Genomic DNA, 25,103 nt, shown 5'->3' with positions numbered 1-25,103 from the left:
GGCGTGGCGGACAGGGCCGGTGGGCCATTGGGGGGACTGTCACCCCAGTGGCTTGAGTTCCAGCCGCAGTGGTATCTGCTGCGGTACCCTGATGCGCAGGAGCTGATGCTCCAGCATGGCTATGAAGATGCGCAGCGTTTCTACGAGGAGATTGGCTGCCACAGGGGGCATTCGCCCAACCGGTATTTTGATGAGATATGGTATCGGCAGGCCTATCCTGAAGTGCGACGTGGCCTGTTGGAAAAACGCTGGAAGTCCGGCTTCGAGCATTACCGGTCAGAGGGGTATCATCGCTTCTCGCCACACTGGCTGTTTGATGAGGTGGCCTATCGCCGTCGATATCTGGAGCTGACAGACCGTCATCTGGCGGAGCGTGGTTTCTGCAACGGGTATGATCATTACCTCTCCCATGGTGAGGCGCATGGGTTCAGGGCGGGGCCCTTTGTGGATGTGACGCTGCTTCAGGAAATGGCAGGCCGTCATGAGGAGTGGTTCGGCCCGGAGGGGCTGCTGGCCTCATGGCTGGTTCTGCCGGCCTATATCGCAGATGCTGCGCCACTTTCCTGGTATTTTGATGCCCCCTGGTATCTGGAAACCTACCCGCAGGTGCGTGAAGCCATCGAGGCCGGGGATTATGGTAATGCGCTGCATCATTATCTGACAAATCCAACGCCGGAGGCCTTCAATCCGTCGCCCTGGTTCGATGAGGCCTATTACCGCAGGACATCCCCGGATATTCTTCCTTCCGTTGGTGCCGGGGGATTGCGGAATGGGTATGAACATTTCGTTCTGTTCGGGGCGCATGAGGGACGTTCACCAGCAGAGGGAATTGATCTGGCGCTTTATAAACGCCATCCTCTCGTCTGGTCGGATTGTGAGGGCGGTGTCCATGACAGTCCCTTCGCCCGTCTGGTAGCGGAAAAGGCTGGCCATGCCGTACCAGTGGGATGTGAGGACCCTCTTCCTGATGAGGACCAGACCCGCCAGCTGTTCCGGGATGATGCGGCCCTGCATCTGCCTGCCCTCGCCCGTCAGAAGCTGGATTTCCGGGTGCGGGGCATGGCGGAAGTCAGTGTCATCATGGTCGTGCATGACCAGATCGACCTCACCCTTCAGGCTCTGGCGTCCCTGCGGGCTGGATATGATGGAGCCATCGAGCTCATCATCGTGGATTCCGGCTCCTGTGATGAGACATCCGGTCTGGAACAGCTTGTCGAGGGGGCGATCATCCTTCGGCACAGGACCAATATCGGCTATCTGCTGGGCTGCAATGAGGCGCTGGAGCATGTCACGGCACCGGCTGTGCTGTATCTCAACAATGACATACGGCTTTATCCCGATGCGCTGCACCATGCGCTGAAGCGCCTGTATCGTCAGGAAACAACCGGGGCCGTGGCAGCCCGTCTGGTGCGGACCAATCTCTTCCTTCAGGAAGCCGGGTCCATCATCTGGAGGGACGGAGCGACTTATGGATACCGGCGGCAGGATGACCCCAACATTCCCGAGGCCAGCTTCAGCCGGGAGGTCGATTATGGCTCGGCAGCTTTTCTGCTGGTCAGGACAGGGCTGCTCCGGCGTCTTGGTGGGTACGATACCCGGTACTGGCCTGCCTATTTCGAGGATACGGATCTGTGTGTCCGGCTCCAGAAGATCGGGGCCCGGATTGTCTATGAACCGCTGGCGATGGTCGAGCATCTGGAGTTCGGCAGTTCCGGGCAGAGTGGCTCTCATCAGCTCATCCAGCGGCACTGGAAGGTCTTTGCCCAGCAGCATCAGGAGTTCCTGCGTCAGCAGCAGCCCCAGCATATCCGCAATGCCTTGCTGGGGCGCGAGCGGCGCAGGCCGGAGCGGCAGCGTGTCCTGCTGATCGAGGATCGGATCCCCTTGCGGGGTCTGGGTTCAGGCTATGTGCGTTCCAATGATATTGTCCGTGCGCTTGTGGCGCTGGATTATCATGTGACGGTCTTTCCCGTCATGCGGGAGCAGATACCGCCCTTCCTGCTTTACCGGGACTTCCCGGAAGAGGTGGAGCTGGTCTTCAATCAGGACATGTCCACTCTGCTGGAGTTTCTGGAGGAACGGGCCGGGTATTATGACCTGCTCTGGGTCGGGCGGACCCACAACATGGCCCGCCTTCTGCCTCTGCTGAATGAGGCAAGCCGCTTCCTGCCGCATTGTGGCTCCGTCCTGGATACGGAAGTGGTGGCGGCCCCGAGAACTCTCCTTCAGCAGAAGGTGACGGGCCTGATGGCTGATGGCAGCCCGGCTCCGGAGCTTGCGCCGGAGGCCTGGGAGGAAGAGCAGGACCGGCTGCTGGCGGAGGAGCTGCGCTGTGCCCATTACTGCCAGCAGATCGTGGCTGTGACAGAGCATGATGCCGGGCTGATCCGCCGGGCGGGCTATCCCAATGTGATGGTTCTGGGGCATGGCATGGCAGTCGAGCCGACATCCCGGCCTTATGGGGAGCGGCGGGACATCCTCTTCCTTGGGGCCTTCCATAGCGAGGCCTCGCCCAATTACGACAGCATGACGTGGTTTGTCGAAGAGGTCCTGCCTTTGCTGAAGGCGCTGCCGGAAGATGTATGCCTGCACATTGCCGGGTATGTTCATCCTGCCGTGGACATGACCCCGCTGGGACAGCATGACCGCGTCGAGATTCTGGGAGCGGTGGATGATCTTGGTGCACTGTTTGACAGGTACCGGGTGTTTGTGGCGCCGACACGCTTTGCCGGTGGTCTGCCCTTCAAGGTGCATGAAGCTGCTGCCCGGGGTCTGCCCATGGTCGTGACGGATCTGCTTCGGGAGGAGGTGGGCTGGCAGGCTGGGGAGAGCCTGCTGAGCGCACCGGGAACGGACCCGGCAGGTTTTGCCGCAGCGGTGGAGCAGCTGTATGATGATGAAACACTCTGGCAGCGTATCCGCCAGTCTGCCCTGGAGGCTGTGAAACGGGATACCGATCTGGGGCAGTTCAGACATAGATTGAAACAGATTGTGGATGCCTCCCTGAACTGACATGGGGCAAGGCGTTGTGGGGGAGTGACAGATGAGCGCAGGTGAAGGGCAGACCGCCGTGAAGGACAAGGACAGCCGGAAGAAGAACAGGCCCAAAAGAAAAGAGCACAAAGTGCTGCTCTGCAGCGGTGGCCGTTATGAGAGCCACGCCAATGCCCAGGTGCGTGCCACCATCATGGAGGGACTGGAAGACTGCTTTGGCAAAGGGAACGTGGTGTCCGTGCATGTGACGGCCGCTGCCTCGGCCATCCATACCCTTCAGCCAGCCCTGGTGTTTGCCATGGGGTCTTACCTGCCGGAGAGCACCTATTTCGGGGAGGTCTCACGGGCTGCGAAAAAGGTTGGTGCCGTGACGACCTTCTGGGCCACGGAAGACCCCTATGAGCAGGATGCCCATTACCAGATCGCCAATGATTTTGATGTGATCTTTTCCTGCGACCGCTGGGGGCACAATTTCTACCAGCGTGACCGGGTGTTCCATCTGCCGCTGGGGGCCTGCCCCAAACAGCACTATGTGCCGCTCGACAGGCAGGCGGACAAGACCATTGATGTTCTCTTCTGCGGTGTGGCTTTCAGTTCCCGCAAGGAGGTCGTGCGCAACCTCATGCCGGTGCTCCAGCAGCTCAATATCCGTATCATCGGGCCGGGCTGGGGTGAGATGGGTGTGGGCTTCTCAGATGCCCGGATTGAGAAACAGCAGCTCATCGAGTTGTATAGCCGCTCACGTCTGGTGCTGAATCTGGGCCGCTCCCTGCATTTTGAGAACAAGCGCTTCATGATTTCCCCGTCCACGCCGGGCCCACGCACGTTCGAGGCTGCGGCGGCCGGGGCTTTCCAGGTTTTTCATGAGGAAACCTATGAGCTGCGCCGGTATTATGAAGCAGACGAGATTCCGGTTTTCTCGAACCGTGATGATTTCGAGCAGATCGTGAACCGGTATCTGCGGGATGATGACCTGCGGTTCGAGATGGCCAGGAAGGCGCAGGAGCGGACCATGAAGGAGCATCTGTATGGCAACCGCATCCTCCAGGCCGTGAATTATCTGATGGATGAAGGCCTGCTCTGACCTTCAGTGCGCCATGGGTCACGCTGACGTGTGGCAGGTATGGAAAAGGGCACCCGTGGGGGTGCCCTTTTTTCGTTCAGGGGGCTGAATGACTGCCCTTCATCGTGCCGGTGCGGGCCCCATGATGATGCGGGCCAGGTCTGTCGGGCGGATCCACCGGGCGAAGGCTTTCTGCACATCCGTTGCTGTCATTTCATAAACGGCTTTGGCGGCCTTGTCCGGGTTGTCCAGCGGCAGGTCGAGATCAATCAGAGAGAGCCAGAGACCGGCAAGGGAATCGAAGCTGGCCCGGCTCATCGGGAAACTGCGCAGAAGGCTGGCCTTGGCGAGGTCCAGCGTCTCGTCAGAGACAGGTTTTGTCCTCAGCCGGTTCAGGTCCTTGATGGCCAGGGCCTGTGCGGCGGGTACTTTGGCCGGGTCCGCTCCGAAGGTGATGGAGAAACTGCTGCGTGTGCGGCTGTAATTCAGTGCACTGCCAACACCATAGACATACCCTGTACGGACACGGAGGTCCTGCATCAGGAGGGATGAGAAGCCATCACCCAGAATGGTGTTGCCGACGGCCAGAGCATGACGGTCCGGGTTGGTGACGGTCAGGCCCAGTGTTTCTGTCAGTGTCACCTTGTCCTGGGAGCGTCCGGGGTCGGCAACCACCGTTCTGCTGGCACGGCTGGGGGGAATTGGCGGCAGGTCAATCTGCGGAGCCGGTCCCCTGGCCTGCCAGCTGCCAAAGGCAGCCGTGATTTTCTGTACGGCATCCTCTGGCGTAATGTCCCCGATGATGACGATGGTTGTCAGGTCTGGCCGGTAGGCCAGCCGGTAATAGGTGTTCACATCATTGAGGCTGAGGGCCCGGATACTCTCTGGCGTGGCTTCACGCAGGGTCGGGTCCTTTGCCGGGACCAGTGCTTTCTTGACAGCCCGGCCGAAGCGATAGGCGGGGGATTGCAACGTGCCCTGCTGGCTGCGGGCTTCCTGCTCCCGTGTGATGACGAAGGCCTGGGCCGGGAAGGCTGGGTGCAGCTCGTGCTCTGCCAGAAGGGACAGGCCCGTGGTGAAGGAATCTGTCAGGGTGCTGAGGCTGAAGCTGCTTCCGGCTTCTTCTTCGGCAGAGATGTCATCAAGGGCACGGGCCAGCGAGAGCCGGTCATGCTGCGTGCTGCCATAGAGGAAAAGCCGGTCCGTCAGGGAGGCTATACCCTCCTTGCCCTGTGGCTGCTCCAGGGCGGGGTTCTGGCGGATGCTGCCATACAGCTCGATTGTATGGCTTACATGCTCGGGCTGGACAATCAGCCGCAGGCCGTTGGGCAGTGTGGTGGCATAAGGCTGGGGGGAGGCTGGGGGCAGGGTCAGCCGGGCAAGAGCCTGCTCTGCCCAGTCCGGCAGGGTGACATGCTCCTTGGGCGGATTGGTGAAGGATTCGGCACCACCAAAGCCTTTATCTGCCAGCGGCTTGCCAGAGTTGCTGGGTGTCAGTGTCGCACTGATGGCGTGGTTGGGGTCCAGCCATTCCTGTGCCAGGGCATCAATATCGGCTTTGGTGACGGTCTGGAAGGCCCGGATCATGTCACGGGGATTGTGCAGGTGCTGGATGGCCACAGCCTGGGACCAGCTTTCCGCCTGTCCGCTGATGCTGTTGGCGTTGAATTCCAGCGCAGCGATTTCCCGCCGCCGTGCCGCTTCGATGAGGTCTGCCGGCAGGCCTGAGGAGCGGTAATGCTCCAGAATGGAGGCCATCTTCACCCGGACCGGGTCTGGATTGCCACCCTGCGGGAAGACCGCATAGGCCGTGGCAATGCCGCCCTGGGCTTCTGGTGCATACATGAAGCCGGTCTCAAGTGCTGTTCCCTGCGGGACGAGGGCAAAGAGATCAGCCCGCTGGCTGGCCAGCACGTCGGCCAGAAGCGTGGCGGCGGCAAAGCGGGGGTCACGCTGCCCGGGCATCTGCCATGCCAGCGTGACCAGTCCAGCTGGCAGGTCCGTTGGCAGGGACAGGGTCTGGCTGGCGACAGGTTTCGGCACAACCCGTGGGTGTTCTGGCAGGGTGCGGGCTGGCAGGGAACCAAAAGCGGCGTCAACCTTCTTCAGCGTTTCGGTCGGGTCCACATCACCGGTGATGACCAGCACGGCATTGTTGGGGGCGTACCAGCTTTCATAGAACTGCCGCAGCTGATCGACCGTCGTGGCATCGAAGGACGGGCGGCTGCCCAGAGCATCGGCTTCGTATGGTGTCCCCTTGTAGAGCAGGCCTCGTACCTGTGAGAGGTAACGATAGATCGGGCTGGAGAGATCACGGGAGACTTCCTGCTCGATAGCACCGCGCTCATGTGCCCATTCATCTCCGCTCAGAGTCAGGCCCTCCATCCTGCCTGCTTCGATACGCAGGAGAATGTCCAGATCACTGGCAGGGGCGGTGAAGTAATACTGGGTGACGTCTGCTGTCGTATCGGCATTGTCGTTGTTGCCGAGCCGTGCGCTGAGTGTGGCCAGCTGGTCCCGGCTGAGGGACTTCGAGCCATTGAACATCATGTGTTCAAGCGCATGGGCCGTACCGGGGAACCCTTTGGGGGTATCCACGGACCCGACTTCGTAATTCATCATTGTCTGCACGACCGGGGCCAGATGGTTCTGGACGATGATGACACGCAGGCCGTTCTTCAGGGTCGCCCGGGTAACGCCTTCCTCATCGGTTGTGGTCAGGGCAGCTGGTGCCGCTGGGGTCCGGGTCGGCTGGGGGGCCGTTTCGGCCAGGGCGGGCAGGGCCGTGAGGCTGGTGGTCAGCAGTGTGACCGCAAGCAGGGCCGGACGGAACAGTGAAGCGGGTAGAGCCATGAGGGCTGCGCATCCTTTCAGCAGGGGAAGGGTCTGTGTCTGTTTTCGGTGTGTTGGTTACATATCGTCAAGGGGTGTGTTCTGTTATACTCCCGGCCAGGAGTCAGGGCACGCCGAGATGGCATGGTATCAGAGAAAAGGAGACAGGATGAAGGAGGGGGTTCTTCAGGCACTGGATGATTTCATTCTGGACAGGCTGTTCCAGCCCGTTGCGGACCGTCTGCCGGGTGCCATGTCTGCCTGGAGCATCGGCATCAATTTTGAGCTTGGGTCCGTCGTTCTCCAGTTTGCCTGCCTTCTGGCACCGTTGCTGATGTACGGGGCCTCCATCAGCGAGAGTGTCCAGTCCGTTCTGGTACTTCTGTGCAGTATCGTGCTGTTTGTCGGCTTCCAGCGGTTCCGCCCATTGGTGAGGCCGAACACGCTCAATCCCCTGCGCCCGCTGATGCGCAGCCTGCGGCTGATCTGTCTGGCCTTTCTGGTTTATGAGACCATATCCGTTTTCATGGCTCCGTCTTCTCCGGCCACATGGTTGTGGAACCGTCTGGGCCTGCTGTCGCAGCTGGCGTTTGTGACGGGTCTGTATTTCATGGCCTGCCAGCCCCGTCCGCCGGAGGAAGAACGCAGGGCCGCAAGACGTCGTGTCGAACTGAGAGGAGTCGTGACTGATGGCATATGACCGGATGAAGGTAGCCTCCCTGTGTGGGCTGCTGCTGGGCGTGGTCTGGACTGGGGGGCATGAGGCCGTGGCAGGTGATGAAACGGCTGCGTCTCTCCAGGCTCAGTCTGTCGCACCGGTACAGGACAGAAAGCCTAGTCCATCACCCCGCAAAAAGGCCGTCCCAGCCCGGAAGGCCGAGAATCATCTCCTGATTCCCCTGCCGGCCGATGAGGTCGTGGGGCGGCAGGATGTCGATTATACATGCAGCCTGGATGAGAAGAAGGCGGGTGATGATGTCCGGTCCCTGCGGACTTCCCTGCCTGCTGGCCGTTTCACGGTGACCTATCTGACAGCAGATATCATGGCATTGGCCATTCTGCCCGTGGATGGTCGTGTGCTGGTGTTTTCCAATGTCGTGGCGGCTGATGGTGCCAAATATGTGGCAGGCAGCTATAGCTGGTGGTCGAAGGGTGATGAGGTCACGTTTGCCCGTGAGGGGAAGGATGATGTGTTCTTTTCCTGCCATGTCGTCCCTTCCGGTGGGAAAACGGCTGATCATTGAGCATGGGGCAGATGCCCTGCAACAATGGAAGCGGAAATACAGAAAAGGGCTCCCCAGAGAGGGAGCCCTTTCCATGTGGGGGAGACTGTTTTAAATCGCCCCCCGGAACCCGGCTTCATTGGATGGATCGTGCTAGGTAACGAAGCCGGATTCCATCTCTTTCAGCCTTCAGCCACGCAGGATCTCGGCAGCCTTGACCATGTTGGTGATGGCCGGGCGGACTTCCTTCCAGTTGCGGGTCTTCAGGCCGCAATCCGGGTTCACCCAGAGCTGGCGGCGGGCAACCTTCTTCTCTGCCGCACGCAGCAGCTCGACCATTTCCTCGACGGACGGAACACGGGGGGAGTGGATGTCATACACGCCCGGGCCGATCTCGGCAGGGTATTTGTGGTCGGTGAAGGCTTCCAGCAGTTCCATCTTGGAGCGTGCCGTCTCGATGGAGATCACGTCAGCATCCATGTCGGCGATGGCCTGGATGATGTCGTTGAACTCGGAGTAGCACATGTGGGTGTGGATCTGCGTCCTGTCCTGCACGCCGCTGGCCGTGACACGGAAGCTTTCCACGGCCCAGTCCAGATAATGCTGCCAGTCCTTGCGGCGCAGGGGGAGACCCTCACGCAGGGCGGCTTCGTCAATCTGGATGACGGGGCAGCCAGCCTTCTCCAGGTCCTGCACTTCGTCACGGATGGCGAAGGCGATCTGGCGGCATGTCTCCGAGCGTGGCTGATCGTCACGGACGAAGGACCAGTTCAGGATCGTGACCGGGCCTGTCAGCATTCCCTTGACCGGCTTCCTGGAGCAGGACTGTGCATACTGCCACCAGTCGAGCGTCATGGCTGCCGGGCGGGAGACATCACCAAAGATGATGGGCGGGCGGACATAGCGGGAACCGTAGGACTGCACCCAGGCATGTTTGGTGAAGACGAAGCCTGAAAGCTTCTCACCAAAATACTGCACCATGTCGTTGCGCTCGAACTCGCCATGCACGAGGACGTCCAGCCCGACTTCTTCCTGCCACTTGATGGCGGATGCCGTCTCCTTCTGGAGGAAGGCCACGTAATCCTGCGTGGAGAGTTCCTTCTTGGCGTGGCGGGCACGGGCCTGACGCACTTCCTTCGTCTGCGGGAAGGAGCCGATGGTGGTGGTGGGGAAGAGCGGCAGCTTCAGGGCCTCTTCCTGCGCCTTCTGGCGGACAGGGAAGGCGGACTGACGCTGTGTCAGCTTGGCATCCTTCTGGGCGGCACGCTTCTTTACATCCTGATTATGGATGCGTGTGGAGGTGCGGCGGCTCTCGGCAGCGGCATCGGAGGCGTCCAGAACGGCCTTCACGCTCTCATGGCCTTCGTTGAGGGCCTTGGCGATGGTGGCGAGTTCGGCAATCTTCTGCACGGCGAAGGCCAGCCAGTTCTTCACCTCGGCATCCAGCTGCGTTTCACGCTCCAGATCAATCGGCGTGTGCAGCAGGGAGCAGGACGGGGCCACGATGATGTCACGCTTGGCGGCAACCGGAGCGATGTGCTTCAGAATTCTGGAAAGGTCGGCCTTCCAGATGTTCCGGCCATCAATCACGCCGAGGGAGAGCAGCAGGTCCGGGCGTGCCTTGGCAACGACGTCCTCCAGCTGGTGTGGGGCACGGACCAGATCGACATGCAGGCCATGAACCGGCAGGGACAGGGCTGTCTCCAGATTGTCACCGAGCCCGCCGAAATAGGTCGTCAGCAGCAGCCTGATGTCAGGAACGGCACTGGTGAGGCTCTGATAGGCCAGGGCAAAAGCCTTGCAGGTGGCATCATCAAGGTCCAGCACCAGGGTCGGCTCATCAATCTGGACCCATTCGGCCCCAGCCTGACGCAGCTCACGCAGCACCTCGGTATAGACGGAGAGCAGCCCCGGCAGCAGGTCCAGCTTGTTGAAGGCTGCACCGTGGGCCTTGCCCAGCAGCAGGAAGCTTACCGGCCCCAGCAGGACAGGGCGTGTCTCGATGCCCTGGGCCTTGGCTTCCCTGTATTCGTCAATGATCTTGGTGGAGGAGAGGCTGAAGCTCTGCCCTTCTTTGAATTCCGGCACGAGGTAGTGATAGTTCGTGTCGAACCACTTCGTCATTTCCGCAGCGGGAACATCGGTGGCGGCATGGTGATGACAGGAACAGTCGTGGGCATGGTCCCCGGCCTCTTCCCCACCGGCGACCTGACGGCCACGGGCGATGGCAAAATAGGTGGTGAGGTCCACCTTGCCACCCTTGTGGCCATAGATATCCGGCACGGCCCCGACCAGGGCGCTGGTATCCAGCACATGGTCATAGAGGGAGAAATCGTTGGAGGGGATGATGTCCGCTCCCTGCTCCTTCTGGCGGGTCCAGTTCTCCTTGCGGAGGCTGGCGGCGGTCTGGAGCAGCTCGGCCTCGCTGCTGTTGCCGGCCCAGAAACTTTCCAGAGCCTTTTTCAGTTCACGGCGACCACCGATACGGGGAAAGCCCAGTGTTGCGACGCGTACGGTCATGACATGCCTCCTGGCGTTGGGTGGGCACCGTTCCATTTGCCTTCCACCACCCTGCGGGATGTGCCGCCGGGGGGAGAAAGGCAAACGGGCGGGCGGTATCTGCCCCACCGATGAGATCGGGACTGCCTCCGGGAGGCAGCCGGGAAAAGCGTCCGGTCCATCCCCTGCACGGGGTGGGGAGACAGGCCGGGCTGTGCTTCGGGAACCAGAAGTGACAGGGCTTTTTAAATGTGTCAACAGATATTGCATATATAATGAAGTCATTATATATAGTCTGCATGGATCGTGCTCTTATAATCTTTCAGGCTCTTGCAGAGCCGACGCGTCTGAGAATTTTGCGCCTGCTGCGCGAAATGGAGTTGTCAGTTGGCGAACTGGCCCAGGTTCTGGGCCAGAGCCAGCCGCGGGTTTCCCGGCATGTAAAGGTGCTGGCGGAGGCCGAACTGGTGGAGCGCCGCAAAGAAGGAAGCTGGGTTTTTCTTGCCCTCGGGGACGAGAATGACCTGGAGCCCATTTTTGCAGCGTTGGACCATTGGCGGCGTTATCACGAGGAGGATGATGACGAGATGGGCCGGGCGGACCGGCAACGCCTCCAGGCCGTGCGGAATGTCCGCATGGGTGAGGCCGAGGACTGGTTTGAGGTTCATGCAGCGGAGTGGGATGCGATTCGCTCCCTGCATGTTTCGGAAGAATCGGTCGAGTCGGCCATCGTGAAACTGGTGGGTGATGGACCGCTCGGGCGTGTTGTGGATATCGGGACGGGGACAGGGCGCATGCTCGAGCTTCTGGCCCCGCAGTGTGAAAGCGCCATCGGGTTTGACCGCAGTCCCTCCATGTTGAGGTTGGCCCGGGTCAAGCTGGAAGAGAACCGGACGGCGGATGGAGAAGAGATCAAGCTGCGGCAGGGCAATTTCTATGCCCTGCCACTGGCTGCAGGCTCGGCTGATCTGACCATTCTGCATCAGGCGCTGCGTTATGCGCAGCACCCGGCCGCCGTCATTGCCGAGTCGGCCCGGATTCTCAGCCCCGGCGGGCGTCTTCTGGTGGTGGATTTTGCCCTGCATGACCGTGAGGAACTCCGCACACGGGATGCCCACATGTATCTCGGCTTCAGTGATGACCGCATGAAACAATGGTTCGAGGCGGCAGGGCTGGAAGCAGACCCCCCTGTCTCTCTCGATGGAGAATTGACGGTGAAGCTCTGGATGGGCCGCTTGCCGTTGGATCAGCAATCAAGGGTTACGTAGAACCGTATGTAAAAGGAACTGGCATCATGCCTGAGGTCTCATTTGAATTCTTCCCGGCGAAAACGGATGAAAAATCCGCAGCTCTGCTGCGTGTCGCCCAGCGGCTCACGGCTTATGAGCCCCGCTTCATGTCTGTCACCTATGGGGCAGGCGGTTCCTCACGGGAACGGACTCTGGAGACCTTGCGGCAGATGTCGGCCAGGGTATCGACTCCTCTTGCGGGGCATCTGACCTGCGTCAATGCGTCCCGGGGAGAGGTGGATGATGTGGCCAGAGCCTATTGGGACAATGGAGTGAAGCATATCGTAGCTTTGCGGGGGGATCCGCCGGTGGCAAAAGGGGCGGCGGCAACGCCCTACGTGCCACACCCGCAGGGCTACCGCTATGCAGCAGACCTCGTGGCGGGGTTGAAGAAGGTTGCTCCTTTCGAGATTTCTGTCGCAGCTTATCCGGAGACTCATCCGGAAGCGGAGTCGTCCCAGTCAGACATCGATCATCTCAAGGAGAAGTTTGATGCCGGGGCAGACAGGGCCATCACGCAGTTTTTTTTCAACCCCGAGAGTTTTCTGCGTTTTCGGGATCGTGCCGTGAAGGCAGGAATCACCAGGCCCATCGTGCCGGGCATCCTGCCCATAGGTCGGGCGTCGCAGGCATGGCGCTTTGCCCGGATGTGCGGTGCCTCCGTGCCGGAGGAACTCAAAGCCCTGTTTGAGGGGGTGGATGATCTGGCTCCGATCCGCTCTCGCCTGAGTGCCGTGGTGACAGACCGCATCTGCCAGCGTCTGAGAGATGAAGGGGTGGAGCATTTCCATTTCTACACGCTCAATCAGAGCGCACCCACGTCAACTCTCTGCACGTTGCTGGGCCGCCAGCGCTGCCATGCTCTGGTGGAGAACGTGGCCTGAGGGTGTTCCCGTACTCATGCGCTCCTTCTTCACTGGAGGGGCGCTGCAACGTGGGGTCATGAAGGTAAAAACCCCCGGCTCTGCCATGCAGGACCGGGGGTTTTCATGGAGCATGTCTCAAGCCACCTTCAGGACAGGGTGGCCGGAAACATCATTTGGTGTCCCGCTGCTTGCTCGGGGCCAGAATCATGATCATCTGGCGATTCTCAAGGCGAGGCATCTGTTCGGCCTTGGCAATATCTTCCACGGACTCACGGATGCGATGCATCATCTTGGCACCGAGGTCCTGATGGGCCACTTCACGCCCTTTGAAGCGCAGGGAAACCTTGACCTTGTCACCCTCCTCCAGGAAGGAGCGGACGGCCTTGGCCTTGGTCTGGAAGTCGTGCTCACCCGTACCCGGGCGGACCTTCACTTCCTTGATCTCGATGACCTTCTGCTTCTTGCGGGCTTCGTTACGTTTCTTCTGCTGTTCGTACTTGAACTTGCCGTAATCGAGGATCTTCGCAACCGGGGGCTCCGCCGTCGGGCTGATTTCCAGCAGGTCCAGTCCTTCAGAAAAAGCACGGGAAAGAGCCTCACGCGTCGGCATGATGCCGATCATTTCGCCTTCGGCGTCGATAACACGTACCTGCGGCACCCGGATCTCTTCATTGACACGTGGCCCATCGCGGTTCGGGGCGGCGTGAAACGGCGGTCTAGCTATGGTCATCTCCTGTTGATGCTGCGGCCCCATCACTGATGAAAGAGCAACGGGACTCAAACTACCTGTTCAGATTCATACCCCCCGCACCGGTATGGTGCAAGGGGGCAGACGCAGGAGAGATCAGGCCGTTTTCCGGGAGGCAGCCCGCAGGATATCCGGCGGAGTGGCTTCCTCCACCAGTGCGGCGATGATCTCATCGGCAGCCATCACATTCTGTGCCTGTTCACCAAGACGGCGGACGCTGACAGTGCCTTCTTCCGCTTCCCGGCGGCCGACCACGAGCATGACCGGCACCCGGGCCAGACTGTGCTCACGCACCTTGGCGTTGATCTTCTCATTGCGGACATCCGCCTCGGCATGAAGACCGGCCTTGCGCAGACGTTCGGTGACTTCCAGCGCATAATCGGCGGCATCGGTGACGATGCTGGCTACCACAACCTGCGTCGGGGCCAGCCAGAGCGGGAACTTGCCTGCATACTGTTCGATCAGGATACCCAGGAAGCGTTCGAAGCTGCCAAGGATGGCACGGTGCAGCATGACAGGGCGGTGGCGTGCACTGTCCTCGCCGATGTAGGAGGCATCCAGCCGTTCCGGCAGGACGTAGTCCACCTGGAGCGTGCCACACTGCCAGTCACGCCCGATGGCATCGGTCAGGACAAATTCCAGTTTCGGACCATAGAAGGCCCCTTCACCGGGATTCAGCTCATACTCCACGCCGACCATTTCGCAGGCCCGCTTGAGGGCCCCCTCGGCCCGGTTCCACACCTCGTCAGACCCGGCACGGGTTTCGGGACGGTCGGAGAATTTCACACGGAAACTCTCGAAGCCGAAATCCCTGTAGACCTCGCCCAGCATGGTGACGAAACGGGCCGTTTCTTCGGCGATCTGGTCATCCGTGCAGAAAATGTGGGCGTCATCCTGCGTGAAGCCCCGCACCCGCATGATGCCATGCAGGGAGCCGGACGGTTCGTACCGGTGGCAGGCGCCGAATTCCGCCATGCGCAGTGGCAGTTCACGGTAGGAGCGCAGGCCGTGACGGAAAATCTGCACATGGCAGGGGCAGTTCATCGGCTTGAGGGCGAGGGTCTTGTCCTCATCCTCCACCGTGGCGATGAACATGTGCTCACGGTACTTGTCCCAGTGGCCGGAGGCTTCCCAGAGGGTCCGGTCCACCAGCTGCGGGGTGCGGACTTCCTGATAGTCATTCCGGTTCTGGGCACGGCGCATGTAATCCTGCACCGCCGTGTAGAGGCGCCAGCCCTTCTGGTGCCAGAAAATCTGGCCGACCGCCTCTTCCTGAATGTGGAAGAGGTCCATGTCCCGGCCGATGCGGCGATGGTCCCGCTTTTCGGCTTCCTCAAGCCGTAGGAGATAGGCCTTCAGTTCCTTCTTGTCCCGCCATGCCGTGCCGTAGATGCGGGTCAGCATGGGGTTGCGGTGGTCACCACGCCAGTAGGCCCCGGCCACCCGCATCAGCTTGAAGGCGTTGCCGACATCCGCCGTGCTGCGGAGGTGTGGCCCACGGCAGAGGTCCAGCCATTCGCCCTGACGGTAGATGGAGATTTCCTCACTTTCCGGCAGGTCCCGGATCAGCTCGGCCTTGAACTTTTCACCACGTTTCTCGAAGAAGGCAATGGCCTCGTCCCGGTCCCACACCTCACGGGTGAAGGCATCGCCCCGTGTGATGATCTCGGCCATCTTGGCTTCGATGGCTTCAAAGTCGGCTGGTGTGAAGGGTTTGTCCCGGAAGAAGTCGTAATAGAAACCATCCTTGATGCTCGGGCCGATGGTGACCTGCGTTCCCGGCCAGAGCTCCTGCACGGCCTCGGCCATGACATGGGCGGCATCGTGGCGGATCATCTCCAGCACGTCATCATCCTTGCGGGTGATGAAGCGGACGGTGCTGTCTTTGCTGATCGTGAAACCAAGGTCCACGGCTTTGCCATCAACTTCCATGGCCATGGCGGCACGGGCGAGACCCGGCCCGATGGCTTCGGCGATGGTTGTCCCGGTCACTGCCCCATCGAAGGTGCGAATGCTTCCATCGGGCAGGGTAATGGCGGGCATGGAGGAACTCCTTGGTTGTTGGTCAGAAGAGGATGCTGCCCTTGTATGAAAGGAAAGGCGCAGCAGACAGAGATGGGGGCGAAAATGGCCTTTTATGGCGCTGTCCTGCAAGCCCTAATATGCAGCCAGATGGAGGAAGGGCGGTTTTTTGCCGGTTCCTGCCAGTTTTCGGGGCAGGGTCGGCTGGTCACGTTTTGTCGATCAACCATGCCTCTGAAGCGTCAGGCGGGCCTGCATGAGGGGTCGGCCCCAGTCTTCCAGCAGTCTGAGAACCCGTTCAGGGTGCAGGGTGGAGAGGTCGGGGCAGTCCAGTACCCGGCTCTGCCCGGGCGTGATGCTGAGGGGGGCACAGCGTCTCGGGTCACTGTCGGCGGAAAAGAGGGTCAGGGTTGGGCAGTCCATCGTGGCGGCCATGTGCAGCGGGCCGGTGTCATTGCCTATGCAGAGCAGGGCACGGTGGAGCAGCCCGGCCAGAGCGGGAAGGTCCGTCCGGCCTGTCAGGTCCAGTGCCTGCGGAACCCGGGAGCGGATGATGTCTGCCAGTGGGCGGTCCGCCGTACTGCCGATGATGACGGGCTGGCAGCCCCACGTGTCGAGAGCCTGTGCCAGCGTGGCAAAATGGAGGGCAGGCCAGCGTTTCGCCGGGCGGTGTGGTGCGGCCCCGGGCACGAGCACGGCATAGGGGGCGGGCAGGTATGGGCCTCGGTTCTTGAGAAATTCCGGGACGGTACGGGGCAGGGAAGGGAGTCCAGCCGCCCGGAGCTGATCGGCCTGCCGCACGAGCGTGTGCATCTGGCGGGCTTGTGGATTGAGATGGGGCAGGCTGGCCCGCCTGTTCTGGCCGGACCAAACAGTGCCGGGGCGGACAAGATGGAAATAGCGGGCTGTCCGGCCGGAATTCTGGAGGTCAAACACCATGTCCATCTGTCGCAGGATGTGGCGGATTTTCAGCCAGTGGCGCAGATTGGTGAAGGGAGGCCGGTCATCCGTGGCGATGGCATCGAACCACGGGCAGCACGAGGCCAGATCATGATAGGGACTGGCTGTCAGGAGAGTGACATGGTCGTGGGGGAAAGCATGACGGATGGAGGCAAAGGCTCCAAACGCCTGAAAGAGATCTCCCAGAGCACCATGACGGATGATCAGTATCTTCTGCGGCATGAGGCTCCGGGTGATCGTTCCGGGAAATCAGTCCTTCTTTTCGGGAGGCTGACCCGTTGAGGAAGCGTTGGAGACGATGACCATGGCTGGCTTCAGCAGGCGGTCTTTCAGCATCCATGTTGGCGTCCATGCCTGCACGACATGGTTGGGCGGAAGGTGGTCGACTTCCTGCTCCTGCATGGCCTGATGCAGGTTGGCATCAAACGGTCCGTGTGTCGGGTCCAGTCTGGTGATGCCATTCCGTTCCAGAATGGAGAGGAAGGAGCGCTCTGTCCCTTCGAATCCTTCCCGCAGGCGGGTGATCAGGGCATCCTCGCCCTCTTCATGCGGGGGCAGGGCGGACAGGCCACGGTGCAGGTTCTCGGCGGCTTCGACGACATCACGGGCGAATTTCTGAACGGCGTAATGGCGGGTGTCTTCAATCTCGCGCTTGTGGCGGGCACGGAGATTCTGGTTGTCCGCTTCGGAGCGCTTCCAGCGGTCTTCCATCTCAGCCAGTTTCTCTTCAAGGGCGGCAATGCGCTCCTCGGCAGTGCCGGTCCCGGCCTGTTCTTCCGTAGCGTGAGCCTCATGCGCCTCGGCCTGGGATGCCGTGTTGTGCGGCTGGGCTTCGTGCTGTGTGGTATCGGTCTGTGGCATGTCGGTATGAGAAGTCTGTTCTGTCATATCGTGACCCTGTTTCCGTCTTCGTGAGCACATTTCCTGCGGACTCGACTCACTATGCCCTTTCGGGTTTTCGTGATTGCAGTGGCAGGATGCGCTCCTTTCGTGCCTCTAGGAGATAGTGTCCCATGCGGCAAAAGCAAGGGGGGAGGTAGTGCTGGGGAAGGGTGGCGCTGAATTTTGGATGGCAGCGTAAAAAAACACAATTTACATAATGGGCTAGCGGAATTACCGGGATTCAATGTATAATGTTGTCAGAATAGTGGCATGTGTTGGCAGTCGTCTTCCTGTTAATATTTGCTGTAAACAGTCTTAACTTTGTGTTGAGATTTTTTTGTTGCTTGTTATGTTGCAAGGCACAGGAGTTTGCATGAAGAAGACCACTTTCCCTCCCGTGGTTCCGTCTCACACGGAAGAGAAACATGGTTCCAAGGCCCAGCAGGTTCCGGTCATTGCCCTGGTGGATGATGACCGGAACATTCTGACATCTGTTCAGATGACGCTGGAGGCCGAGGGTTTCACGGTTCATGTCTATACGGATGGGGAAAGTGCCCTGCAGGGTATCCTGTCCCGCTCGACATCCCTGGCGGTGCTGGATGTCAAGATGCCCCGCATGGACGGGATGGAGCTTCTGCGTCGGCTGCGCATGCGTTCGAGCAGCCTGCCTGTCATTTTCCTGACCTCCAAGGATGAAGAGATGGACCAGCTCATGGGGCTGCGCCTGGGGGCGGATGATTATATTACCAAGCCTTTTTCTGTTCGCCTGCTGGTGGAGCGGATCCGTGCCCTGCTGCGCCGGCATGAGGTCAGTCAGGCGGAAATCACGGGGGAGGCTGGGGCAAGCAGCAGCATCTTGGTCCGCGGTGCGCTGGCGCTGGATGAAGCCCGGCACCAGTGCCTCTGGAATGGTCAGGAGGTGGCGCTGACAGTTACCGAGTTTCTGCTCGTCAAGGCACTTGTCGTGCGTCCGGGGCTGGTGAAATCCCGCGACCAGCTGATTGATGCGGCTTATGGGGACAGCATTTATGTTGATGACCGTACGATCGACAGTCACATCAAACGGGTCCGCAAGAAGTTCCGTCGGGTGGATGAATGTTTCAATCATATCGAGACCCTTTACGGTGTCGGGTACCGCTATCGGGAGTGAGGTGATCCTATGGCCTGCCCTGGAGAGATCATGTCTGTCGGCACTGGCAGGGTTCCGTCATGATTACCGGGCATGACGAGCTGATAAGCCCCCTGCGGAGCACCTGGGAGTATCTGCGTGCCGTGCGGCTGCGGCGCTGGGTTTCGCCGCTGACGAGCCGGCTTCTGCTGGTCAATTTTCTGCCGCTGCTGTTCATGGGGGGGCTGCTTCTTTCCATCAATGAGGTACGCAACACGCTGCTGAATGACAGTGTGGATAGCCTGCGGGAGCAGGCCCGCATTTATGCCTCTGTTCTCCAGCAGGCGCAGAAGGTCGATCCTGAAAGCGGGGAGGTCGAGCTGGATACGAAGGTGGCCCACCTTTTTCTGGATGACATGATCCGTTTCAGCCGCAATGCGCAGGTCCGGCTTTATGCGCCCAACGGGTCCTTGCTGACAGAAAGCGCCAGGGGCGGCGTCCTGACGGCATCCGGCACCCGCTGGCAGCCGAATGTCAATGTGGTTGACCGTATTTATGGCTGGGTCCTGTCCCTGATTCCTCTCAGGACCAGAGAGGGGGATGTCCCTCTGGACAATTCGACGACATCACAGAATTTCGGGCAGGATACGGGTGAGGATGTCCATCTCAGTGCCCGGGAGGACCTGCCACCCTATATTCGGCAGACTGCCCAGCATGAGCTGGTCATGACCGTTGTGGCGCCTGTCGTGGTGAATGGGGAGACGGTCGGCGTCCTTCAGCTGACCCGTCACAATGCGGATATCGATCGGGCCATCATCAAGGTGCGATGGGTCATCGTCATCATGATGCTGATGAGCATGGGAGCTGCCGTCCTGCTGTCGTGGTATTTTGCGATGACACTGTCCCGGCCTTTGCGTCGCCTTGTCGTGCGGTCGCGGGAGATGCGTGAGCCCGGGCAGGGCCGGGTGGATGGTCTGCCCTATGCTCTGCTCAGCCGCCGGGATGAGATTGGTGAACTCGCCCGGACCCTGCGTGAGAGTGCACTGGCCCTGTGGGCCAGAATGGATGATGTGGAACGTTTTGCATCGGAAGTCAGCCATGAGCTGAAGAATCCTCTGTCTTCCATCCGCTCGGCTCTGGATACCCTGCCCCGCATTGCGGATGTTCAGGCCCGGGACCGGCTGCTTGGTATCCTTGGGCGGGATGTCCAGCGGCTGGAACGGCTGATAGCGGACATTTCCTTTGCCAGCCGGGTTGAGGGAGAGCTCAAGCGGGGCGGGCGTGTGGTGGTTGATGTCGTGGCGCTGCTGGAGCTGTTTGTCGAGGTGAACCAGGCCACCCGCAAGGAGCATGCTGCCAGGCTGGTGCTGTCCATTCCGGAAGGGGAAGAACCCCTCAATGTGATGGTCGGGCGGGATGGGCTTGTCCAGGTCCTGCATAATCTGATCGGCAATGCGAAGTCCTTTTCCCCGCCGGATGGTATCATCCGGCTTGCTGTCCGTGTCATGAAGGGGCTGCCGAAGCTGGCCGAAGATGGCACCATCTACCCCGGTGGCCCGACCATAGAGATTGCCGTGGAGGATGACGGGCCTGGCATACCGCCTGCAAAGCTGGACAGCATATTTGAGCGCTTTTACTCGGAACGTCCCCCCGGGGAGAATTTCGGGAAGCATTCCGGCCTGGGGCTGGCCATCAGCCGGCAGATCATTCTGGCCTTCGAGGGAACCCTGCACGCAGAGAACCGGGAAGAGCTGGATCCGGAAACCCAGCAGAGCCGCATCTGTGGGGCCCGCTTTGTCATCCGTCTGCCCCGCTTTACGGCTGCGGCACTTCCGCCTGTTCCGGAGTAGGCAGGCGGGGGTCTGTTTCTTGTGGGTTGGAGACTGTGATATGCTCCACTGCGCTGGCAGTTCCGCCAGCGTGATGCAGGGAAACAGGTCATGGGTATGAGGATGCAGGGCCGGTCTTCACGGGGTATTGTTCTGGTGACGGGTCTTTCCGGCGCCGGGAAGGCCTCCATCCTTCATATGCTGGAAGACCTTGATTACGAGGTGGTGGACAATCCGCCGCTGGACCTGTTTGAGGCGCTGATTACCCGGACAGGGTCCCGTCTGGCCATCGGGGTGGACGTGCGCAGCCGGGGGTTTGATGCCCATCGGATCGTGGATTTTCTGACACTGGCCCGTCGTGAACCAGACTGCTCGGCTCAGCTGGTTTTTGCCACGGCGGATTATGATGTCCTGCTGCGCCGGTTCACCGCCACAAGGCGGCGCCATCCTCTCGCCGGGGAAGGTGGCCTGCGCCCTGCGCTGGAGCAGGAGGCCGGACTGCTGGAACCGCTGCGGGCCGTGGCTGATTTCGTGATAGATACCAGTGACCTGCCCCTGCCGGACCTGCGCCAGATGATCGAGGCCCGTTTCAGTGCCGGGGTTGGGACCATGCTGTCCGTGGCACTCATGTCTTTTGCCTATCCGGCAGGTCTGCCGCGGGAGGCAGATATCGTGCTGGATGCCCGTTTCCTGAGAAATCCGCATTATGATGAGGAGCTGCGGCCCCATACGGGGCTGGAGGCCAGCGTGGCGGAGTATGTGAAGGCGGATCCGTTCTACCAGCCTTTTTACAGCCATGTATTGGGGCTGGTGCAGACCGTGTTGCCCCGTTTTGCGCAGGAAGGGAAAAAATACGTCACCATTGCTGTTGGCTGTAGCGGGGGGCGGCATCGTTCCGTCACGGTCGTGGAGGCGTTGGCACAGGACCTGGCAGCCGACCCGATGATCGGGGAGCTTCGGGCCCCGGTGATGGTGCTGCATCGGGAGCTGGCCCGCAACGGACTGGCCTCATGCCGCTGGGCCGTGCCACCATTGGATGGTACGGCATGAAGGCGGCGCATGGGAAGCCGGACAGGATGGAGGAACCGGGCGGGCCGGCGTTCAGCCGGGATGTCATGGCCCGGCTGGAAGAGGCCACTTGCTGGTGCCGACATCACGGGCAGAAACTGACCCCGGTCCGCCGCCTGGTTCTGGGACTTGTTCTTTCGGAAACCAGACCGCTGGGCGCTTACGATATTCTTTCCCTTTTGCGGGCCTATCAGCCGAGGGCCGTGCCGCCGACCGTCTATCGGGCTCTGGATTTTCTGCTGGAGCAGGGGCTGATCCACCGGATAGAGCGCCTGAGCGCCTTTGTGGGCTGTCATCACCGGCTGGACTGTGAAGAGCATTGCACGTCCCATGGTGCGTGGGGTGCCCATAGGGCCCAGTTCCTGATCTGTCGGAGCTGTGGTCAGGTGCAGGAGCTGGAGCAGGATGTTGTGGCGGCGGTGCTGTTGCAGTCTGCCCGGGGGCAGGGGTTTCGGGCTGAGGCTGCCACGGTGGAGATTGAGGGAGTCTGTGCCCGTTGCGCCGGAGAAAGGAAGGTAAGGGAAAATTAAGGCCTGCCCTGTTTTCCTGCCATGCAGACATATGGTTTGTCTTTCTGAAAGATCAGGTAGATCAGGGAGTTATGCGACCTCTCAGAACTGTGATCCTGTGGTCAGTCATGGTGCGTAGGTTAAATTGTTTTTTATGATATGGAAGATTCTCTTCAGGGAGTTTTCCCTCCAGTAATAAAGGTCCGATTGTTATGAACGGGACAGCTGAGTCTCCACGGTCTGCTGTGGATCCCGCTGCCAGGCGGAGAGTGCTCTTCATCTGCATTCTTGCCTCTTTGGCGGGGCTGATGTGCGGTATGGACATCGGGGTAATTTCCGGTGTGCTGAGGCCGTTTGGTATCGAGTTCCATGCCTCCACCGTGGCGCTGGAGTGGATTGTTGGGGGTATGCTTGTCGGCGCCACGATTGGCGCCCTGACAGGGGGACAGCTGACCCAGCGTCTGGGCCGCAAATACACGCTGACGACCGCTGCGGCTTTCTTCTCCATAGGGGCGGCTGGCTGTGCGGCTTCCCAGTCCATCACCATGATGATCATCTGCCGTGTGCTGGTGGGCATGGGCATGGGCCTTTCCGACTTCTGCACGCCACTTTATCTTTCCGAGGTAGCCCGGACGGAACAGCGTGGTGCCATGGTCTCGCTGTACCAGCTGCTCAAGACGATCGGTATTTTCCTGGCCTTCTTCTCCAACAGCTGGTTCGCCCCCTCCGGTGCATGGCGCTCCATGATGGTGGTAGAGGCCGTGCCGGCTGTCGTGTTTCTGGTGATTTTCCTCTGCCTGCCGCAGAGCCCACGCTGGCTGATGCTCAAGGGCCGTGAGGAAGAGGCTCTGGAGACGATGACAAAGCTGCGTGATGCGCCGTCCCAGGCCCGGCAGGAGCTGAAGGCCATTGGCGAGCAGTTGCAGACCAAGGAAGAGGGCTGGAAGCTGCTGCGGACCAACAGCAACTACCGCCGTTCCCTCGGACTGGGCATGTTGCTGATGGTCATGCAGCAGTTCGCTGGCATCAACATCATCATGTACTACGCCCCGCGTATTCTGGAGACAGCCCATTTCAGCCTTGAGGCCCAAATGTGGTGTACGGCGCTGATCGGCCTTGTGAACGTGCTGATGACATTTGTGGCCGTTGGTTATTCCGACCGCTGGGGCCGCAAGCCGATCCTCTATGCCGGGTATGCCAGCATGGCAGCCAGCATGGCCGTTCTTGCCTTCCTGCTGTGGTACGGGACGACGACCCTTGCTCTTCAGCTTCTGGCTCTTGGCATGATCATCATCTTCGTGGGTGGGTTCGCCATGTCCGCCGGGCCGCTCATGTGGGTCATCTGCTCGGAGATCCAGCCTGCCGCAGGGCGCAGCCTTGGCATCTCCATCTCTACCGGGACAAACATGCTGAGCAACCTTCTTATCGGCACGACATTCCTCAGTGTGCTGGAGCTGATTGGCGGCCCCAATACTTTCTGGCTGTTTGCCGGATTCAACGCCATCTGTGTCGTGTTACTTTATCTCTTCGTTCCAGAAACAAAGGATGTTTCGCTGGAAACTATTGAGAAGCGCCTCATGAGTGGTGTAAAACTGCGTGATCTTGGTAGTTGATTGAAGATCAGCCCTGTTCATGCACTGCCGGGCAGGAGGGACAGTCCGTCTCTTCTGCCCGGTTTCGTGTCTGGCTGGTGGGGCTGGTCTGCATCAGGGAGGTTGCGCCCTTTACATGGTAGATGAAGTTGATCCCCGTTCTGTATCCCCAGGGACAGGCGATGATGACGATGCGTCATTTTTCGATCCCACGAAATTCAAGATTCTTGTCATTGGTGGTGTTGCGGCCCTTGCGGGGCTGATGTCTGGTATTGATATCGGCGTGGTTTCCGGTGCGCTGGATCTGTTTTCCCGGGAGTTTCATCCTTCCACACTGGCGCTCTCATGGGTTGTCAGTGCCATGATGGCCGGTGCGGCCCTTGGCTCGGTGAGTGCCAGCAAGCTGGCCCAGAAGGTCGGGCGCAAGCGGGCGTTGATCTGCGGGGCCGCAGTGTTCGTGATTGGGGCACTGGGCTGCTTCCTGAGCTGGTCTGTCGCCTCCATGATCTCCTTCCGGGTGGTGATGGGCTATGCCATCGGGCTGTCCGCCTTTACGGCGCCGCTCTATCTTTCTGAAATTGCCAGTGAAGATACCCGTGGTGCGATGATCTCCACCTACCAGCTTATGCTGACGATCGGCATATTCGTGGCTTTTCTGGCCGATGCCTATTTTTCCTATCGTGGCAGCTGGCGGAGCATGTTTGCTTTTGCAGCCTTCCCGGCAACGCTGTTTCTTATCGGGGTTCTGTTCCTGCCTTACAGTCCGCACTGGCTGGTGATGAAAGGCCGCCACAAGGAGGCGCGGAGAATCCTGCTGGACCTGCGGGATGACCCGCTGGAGGCCGCCAAGGAGATTCAGGCCATCCGCCAGCAGCTGGAAACGAAGCAGGAAGGGTGGGCACTGCTGAAGCGCAACAGCAATTTCCGTCGTTCCGTGCTGCTGGGTATTGGCCTTCAGGCCATGCAGCAGCTGGCGGGCATCAACATCGTCATGTTCTATGCTCCGAAGATTCTTCAGGCTGCCCATTTTGATACACATGCGCAGGTCTGGTGTACGGCCATCATCGGGCTGGTGAACATGCTGGCCACGTTCGTGGCGGTTGGTCTGGTGGACCGCTGGGGCCGCAAGCCCATTCTTTATGTCGGTTTTGCCGTCATGGCGCTGACAATGGGGGCTCTTGCAGCCCTGTTGCATGAGGGTATGGCGGAGCAGGCTTCCCAGATGATCGCCGTGTTCGTGCTGATGGTTTTCTGCGCTGGTCATGCCATGTCGGCGGGGCCGCTCATGTGGGTGCTGTGTGCAGAGATCCAGCCCATTCAGGGGCGCAATTTCGGCATGTCCGCTTCTACCCTGATGAACTGGCTGGCCAATATGGGCGTGAGTGTCAGCTTTCTGCCGCTGATGGAGGCCTTTGGGGCCTCTGGCACGTTCTGGCTTCTGGCCGTTCTGAACTTCATTTTCATTGGTCTGACATATCTGTACGTGCCGGAGACCAAAGGCATGTCTCTGGCCAAGATTGAAGAACGGCTGATGAGTGGTGTGAAGCTGCGCAAACTTGGGCGCTGAGCCATGGCGGTCAGCCTGTCTGGCACGAAGAGAAAAAAGGCTCACCAGTCCT

At 60.2% G+C, this 25,103-nt stretch carries 18 protein-coding genes; 12 read left to right on the top strand and 6 right to left on the bottom strand.

The genetic code is table 11. The features are described from left to right. Positions 1–3: 3 nt before the first annotated feature. Both GM608_RS07440 and GM608_RS07435 read left to right on the top strand, forming a co-directional pair. Entirely contained in the window at positions 4–3,012 is a 3,009-nt protein-coding gene (locus GM608_RS07440) for a glycosyltransferase (RefSeq protein ID WP_333645323.1), read from the top strand. 31 nt (positions 3,013–3,043) lie between these two features. Further along, complete coding sequence (locus GM608_RS07435) at positions 3,044–4,078, top strand: glycosyltransferase (protein WP_081562839.1); 1,035 nt, start codon at positions 3,044–3,046, stop codon at positions 4,076–4,078. A 99-nt stretch (positions 4,079–4,177) separates the two neighbouring features. Here the strand turns inward: GM608_RS07435 and GM608_RS07430 are convergent, their stop codons facing one another. After that, a complete protein-coding gene (locus tag GM608_RS07430) occupies positions 4,178–6,910 on the bottom strand; it encodes a pitrilysin family protein (protein ID WP_333645322.1) in 2,733 nt (910 codons plus the stop codon). A 148-nt stretch (positions 6,911–7,058) separates the two neighbouring features. Here GM608_RS07430 and GM608_RS07425 point away from each other — a divergent pair, with 148 nt between their 5' ends. Together GM608_RS07425 and GM608_RS07420 are read left to right on the top strand one after the other, a co-directional pair. Further along, positions 7,059–7,589, top strand: coding sequence for a hypothetical protein (locus GM608_RS07425; protein WP_043558433.1), 531 nt, complete (start codon positions 7,059–7,061; stop codon positions 7,587–7,589). Then, positions 7,579–8,133: an MliC family protein gene (locus tag GM608_RS07420; RefSeq protein WP_081562836.1), complete on the top strand. Its 555-nt coding sequence runs from the start codon at positions 7,579–7,581 to the stop codon at positions 8,131–8,133. Before GM608_RS07425 ends, GM608_RS07420 begins: the two co-directional genes overlap by 11 nt. 168 nt (positions 8,134–8,301) lie before the next feature. Here GM608_RS07420 and metE read toward each other — a convergent pair whose 3' ends face one another. Next, complete coding sequence (gene metE / locus GM608_RS07415) at positions 8,302–10,632, bottom strand: 5-methyltetrahydropteroyltriglutamate--homocysteine S-methyltransferase (protein ID WP_333645321.1); 2,331 nt, start codon at positions 10,630–10,632, stop codon at positions 8,302–8,304. Positions 10,633–10,886: 254 nt separating this feature from the next. Here metE and GM608_RS07410 point away from each other — a divergent pair, with 254 nt between their 5' ends. Together GM608_RS07410 and metF are read left to right on the top strand one after the other, a co-directional pair. Further along, positions 10,887–11,879, top strand: coding sequence for a metalloregulator ArsR/SmtB family transcription factor (locus tag GM608_RS07410; protein WP_227449691.1), 993 nt, complete (start codon positions 10,887–10,889; stop codon positions 11,877–11,879). Positions 11,880–11,905: 26 nt separating this feature from the next. Further along, positions 11,906–12,784 carry a methylenetetrahydrofolate reductase [NAD(P)H] gene (gene metF / locus GM608_RS07405; protein WP_086442185.1) on the top strand — a complete coding sequence of 293 codons (879 nt, stop codon included), beginning with the start codon at positions 11,906–11,908 and terminating at the stop codon, positions 12,782–12,784. Positions 12,785–12,935: 151 nt separating this feature from the next. Here metF and infC read toward each other — a convergent pair whose 3' ends face one another. The 4 genes from infC to GM608_RS07385 all read right to left on the bottom strand — a co-directional run bounded on the left by infC (position 12,936) and on the right by GM608_RS07385 (position 17,384). After that, positions 12,936–13,496, bottom strand: coding sequence for a translation initiation factor IF-3 (gene infC / locus GM608_RS07400; protein WP_043557988.1), 561 nt, complete (start codon positions 13,494–13,496; stop codon positions 12,936–12,938). Positions 13,497–13,610: 114 nt separating this feature from the next. Continuing rightward, positions 13,611–15,557 carry a threonine--tRNA ligase gene (gene thrS, locus GM608_RS07395; RefSeq protein WP_043557991.1) on the bottom strand — a complete coding sequence of 649 codons (1,947 nt, stop codon included), beginning with the start codon at positions 15,555–15,557 and terminating at the stop codon, positions 13,611–13,613. 201 nt (positions 15,558–15,758) lie between these two features. Beyond that, entirely contained in the window at positions 15,759–16,718 is a 960-nt protein-coding gene (locus GM608_RS07390) for a glycosyltransferase family 9 protein (RefSeq protein WP_081562833.1), read from the bottom strand. Positions 16,719–16,745: 27 nt separating this feature from the next. Further along, positions 16,746–17,384, bottom strand: a complete 639-nt coding sequence (locus GM608_RS07385) for a nucleotide exchange factor GrpE (RefSeq protein WP_052348887.1) — start codon at positions 17,382–17,384, stop codon at positions 16,746–16,748. Between the two features lie 367 nt (positions 17,385–17,751). On the opposite strand from GM608_RS07385, the gene GM608_RS07380 reads away from it, so the two are divergent. From GM608_RS07380 to GM608_RS07355, 6 genes are all read left to right on the top strand, one after another. Beyond that, positions 17,752–18,528: a response regulator transcription factor gene (locus GM608_RS07380; RefSeq protein ID WP_081562832.1), complete on the top strand. Its 777-nt coding sequence runs from the start codon at positions 17,752–17,754 to the stop codon at positions 18,526–18,528. A gap of 59 nt (positions 18,529–18,587) precedes the next feature. Continuing rightward, positions 18,588–20,336: a sensor histidine kinase gene (locus GM608_RS07375; protein ID WP_081562831.1), complete on the top strand. Its 1,749-nt coding sequence runs from the start codon at positions 18,588–18,590 to the stop codon at positions 20,334–20,336. A gap of 96 nt (positions 20,337–20,432) precedes the next feature. Continuing rightward, positions 20,433–21,365: an RNase adapter RapZ gene (gene rapZ / locus GM608_RS07370; RefSeq protein ID WP_373364573.1), complete on the top strand. Its 933-nt coding sequence runs from the start codon at positions 20,433–20,435 to the stop codon at positions 21,363–21,365. Between the two features lie 26 nt (positions 21,366–21,391). Beyond that, the gene (locus GM608_RS07365; protein WP_043558441.1) at positions 21,392–21,913 is read left to right on the top strand and encodes a Fur family transcriptional regulator; all 522 of its coding nucleotides are present in this window, start codon (positions 21,392–21,394) and stop codon (positions 21,911–21,913) included. 191 nt (positions 21,914–22,104) lie between these two features. Beyond that, on the top strand, positions 22,105–23,505 hold the full coding sequence (locus GM608_RS07360) for a sugar porter family MFS transporter (protein WP_333645320.1): 1,401 nt from the start codon (positions 22,105–22,107) through the stop codon (positions 23,503–23,505). 115 nt (positions 23,506–23,620) lie between these two features. Next, complete coding sequence (locus tag GM608_RS07355) at positions 23,621–25,051, top strand: sugar porter family MFS transporter (RefSeq protein WP_043557999.1); 1,431 nt, start codon at positions 23,621–23,623, stop codon at positions 25,049–25,051. Positions 25,052–25,103 lie beyond the last annotated feature (52 nt).

Source organism: Bombella sp. ESL0380 (assembly GCF_009725805.1).
Taxonomy (GTDB): Bacteria; Pseudomonadota; Alphaproteobacteria; order Acetobacterales; family Acetobacteraceae; genus Bombella; species Bombella apis.
The sequence above is the reverse complement of the archived record's forward strand: the minus strand, read 5'-3'. Positions and strand labels throughout refer to the sequence as shown.

What these genes read in the sequence shown, in the direction of transcription:
- GM608_RS07355 (WP_043557999.1), top strand. Translation starts at nt 23,621, where the DNA reads ATGGTAGATGAAGTTGATCCCCGTTCTGTATCCCCAGGGACAGGCGAT.
- GM608_RS07420 (WP_081562836.1), top strand. Translation starts at nt 7,579, where the DNA reads ATGGCATATGACCGGATGAAGGTAGCCTCCCTGTGTGGGCTGCTGCTG.
- metF (WP_086442185.1), top strand. Translation starts at nt 11,906, where the DNA reads ATGCCTGAGGTCTCATTTGAATTCTTCCCGGCGAAAACGGATGAAAAA.
- GM608_RS07390 (WP_081562833.1), bottom strand. Translation starts at nt 16,718, where the DNA reads ATGCCGCAGAAGATACTGATCATCCGTCATGGTGCTCTGGGAGATCTC.
- GM608_RS07435 (WP_081562839.1), top strand. Translation starts at nt 3,044, where the DNA reads ATGAGCGCAGGTGAAGGGCAGACCGCCGTGAAGGACAAGGACAGCCGG.
- metE (WP_333645321.1), bottom strand. Translation starts at nt 10,632, where the DNA reads ATGACCGTACGCGTCGCAACACTGGGCTTTCCCCGTATCGGTGGTCGC.
- GM608_RS07410 (WP_227449691.1), top strand. Translation starts at nt 10,887, where the DNA reads ATGAAGTCATTATATATAGTCTGCATGGATCGTGCTCTTATAATCTTT.
- GM608_RS07425 (WP_043558433.1), top strand. Translation starts at nt 7,059, where the DNA reads ATGAAGGAGGGGGTTCTTCAGGCACTGGATGATTTCATTCTGGACAGG.
- GM608_RS07375 (WP_081562831.1), top strand. Translation starts at nt 18,588, where the DNA reads ATGATTACCGGGCATGACGAGCTGATAAGCCCCCTGCGGAGCACCTGG.
- GM608_RS07380 (WP_081562832.1), top strand. Translation starts at nt 17,752, where the DNA reads ATGAAGAAGACCACTTTCCCTCCCGTGGTTCCGTCTCACACGGAAGAG.
- GM608_RS07360 (WP_333645320.1), top strand. Translation starts at nt 22,105, where the DNA reads ATGAACGGGACAGCTGAGTCTCCACGGTCTGCTGTGGATCCCGCTGCC.
- infC (WP_043557988.1), bottom strand. Translation starts at nt 13,496, where the DNA reads ATGACCATAGCTAGACCGCCGTTTCACGCCGCCCCGAACCGCGATGGG.
- rapZ (WP_373364573.1), top strand. Translation starts at nt 20,433, where the DNA reads ATGAGGATGCAGGGCCGGTCTTCACGGGGTATTGTTCTGGTGACGGGT.
- GM608_RS07385 (WP_052348887.1), bottom strand. Translation starts at nt 17,384, where the DNA reads ATGACAGAACAGACTTCTCATACCGACATGCCACAGACCGATACCACA.
- thrS (WP_043557991.1), bottom strand. Translation starts at nt 15,557, where the DNA reads ATGCCCGCCATTACCCTGCCCGATGGAAGCATTCGCACCTTCGATGGG.
- GM608_RS07365 (WP_043558441.1), top strand. Translation starts at nt 21,392, where the DNA reads ATGGAGGAACCGGGCGGGCCGGCGTTCAGCCGGGATGTCATGGCCCGG.
- GM608_RS07430 (WP_333645322.1), bottom strand. Translation starts at nt 6,910, where the DNA reads ATGGCTCTACCCGCTTCACTGTTCCGTCCGGCCCTGCTTGCGGTCACA.